This window comes from Psychrobacillus sp., assembly GCF_056205495.1.
Map to the genome: position 1 here is coordinate 1 of NZ_JBAEAP010000204.1, position 1,560 is coordinate 1,560.

2 protein-coding genes are annotated in these 1,560 nt (G+C 35.8%); both read left to right on the forward strand.

All coding sequences use genetic code 11. The features are described from left to right. Nucleotides 1-436 precede the first annotated feature (436 nt). Nucleotides 437-1,258 (forward strand): EcsC family protein, encoded by an 822-nt coding sequence (locus AC06OU_RS05995; protein ID WP_475854618.1) that lies wholly within the window; start codon nucleotides 437-439, stop codon nucleotides 1,256-1,258. Nucleotides 1,259-1,303: 45 nt separating this feature from the next. Then, entirely contained in the window at nucleotides 1,304-1,468 is a 165-nt protein-coding gene (locus tag AC06OU_RS06000; RefSeq protein ID WP_475854619.1) for a hypothetical protein, read from the forward strand. Nucleotides 1,469-1,560: the final 92 nt, after the last annotated feature.

Genomic DNA, 1,560 nt, shown 5'->3' on the forward strand with positions numbered 1-1,560 from the left:
GCATTAAATATAAAGGGGATAACGGGGGAATTGATATACTAGACGACCGTTTTTTATTAGTATTTGCTAATGATAAACATGCCGTCAAAACTGTTGTGCCTTCAAGGAAACATGGTACCTATACCATAAAAGATAATAGATTTTTAATTGTTGAGCAGTAACTTTATCTTAACTTGTTCTTTCGGCTAAGGGTGTTAGTGTAACAAGTATTTATCCCACATTAACTTTTAGGTTCTACTATAAAAAGCCAGTCGATTGCCTTGATATAATATATGACAATATCGTAAAGCTGAAAAATTAGCGTCATTGAAACGGATTCAAACATATGGTTATATGTCGAAATCAGTACTTTTATTTTACTCGAGGGCTTTAGTTAGCCAGTCATTTAATGTAGCCATTATACTTTATGAATAGAAAAAATTAAGGGGACTGGATTATGGACACAAGAGAAAAACTAACTACATACTTACAAGAAATTGAAACGTGGGAAAACGATCAAAAAGGTTTATGGTTTTGGGAAAAGCTTGGCCGCCTTCCGTTTAAGCTATTGGATAAATTGACACCTAGTTTCATCCAGGAAAAAATCGGCGTATTGGTGTCTGAATTAGGAAGCTATGTTCAAACTGGCGGGAAGTATTTAATCAATGAACAATCGATGATAAACAAAATACGTACGGAATCTTCGTATAAAGAGATTAATAATATTGAGGATATTGGAAAAATACCTTTAGAAGAGATGATCACGCTTAGCGAAAAACTTCGAAAAGAACGAGTGAAGTTCGCTACGGTGCAAGGTGCTACTACTGGTATTGGTGGACTCTTTACATTGGCCATTGATATTCCAATCATTTTAGGTACGGCGCTGAAAACACTACAAGAGATTGCCATAATTCACGGCTATGATCCGAATGATAAACAAGAGCGGATTTTCATTGTCAAATGTCTACAATTCGCTTCTGCAGATATTGTTGGTAAAGAAGCGATTTTGAATGAACTTGCTTCTATGAATGAAAACAAAGATGCATCTGAAAGTATGATTTCACAGCTTAAAGGCTGGCAAGAAGTGTTTTTTACGTACCGTGATTCATTTGGTTGGAAAAAGCTATTTCAAATGGTACCCGTTGCAGGTATGGTTTTCGGTGCCTACGCAAACAAGGGAATGATTCAAGATATCGCTGAAACAGGGATGATGCTCTACAGGAAGAGACGTATTTATGAAAAGTTAAATGAAATAGAGGGAAATGAAAACGGTAATTGAGTGAACATCACCCAATGCATCGTATAGAACTAAACTGTTTTTTATGTGGGTATAAATGCACCCTATGCTCATTTAGTTGAAGAATTAGCAGCACGTCAGCTTGTGTTCGACGGCGATGTGTATGAGGAATATTTATTGCATTCCATTACCACCTTAGAAGAAGATAACTATATTACAAAAATTAGTGTGAAGGTACGCACATCAACTTGACCATCATGCTCACTAATAAAGTATACAAAACAAACCTAAAAAACATTCCCAAATGAAAGTTAGGTACAAAACCCCCATTCAATTGAATGGGG

What these genes read in the sequence shown, in the direction of transcription:
- AC06OU_RS05995 (WP_475854618.1), top strand. Translation starts at nt 437, where the DNA reads ATGGACACAAGAGAAAAACTAACTACATACTTACAAGAAATTGAAACG.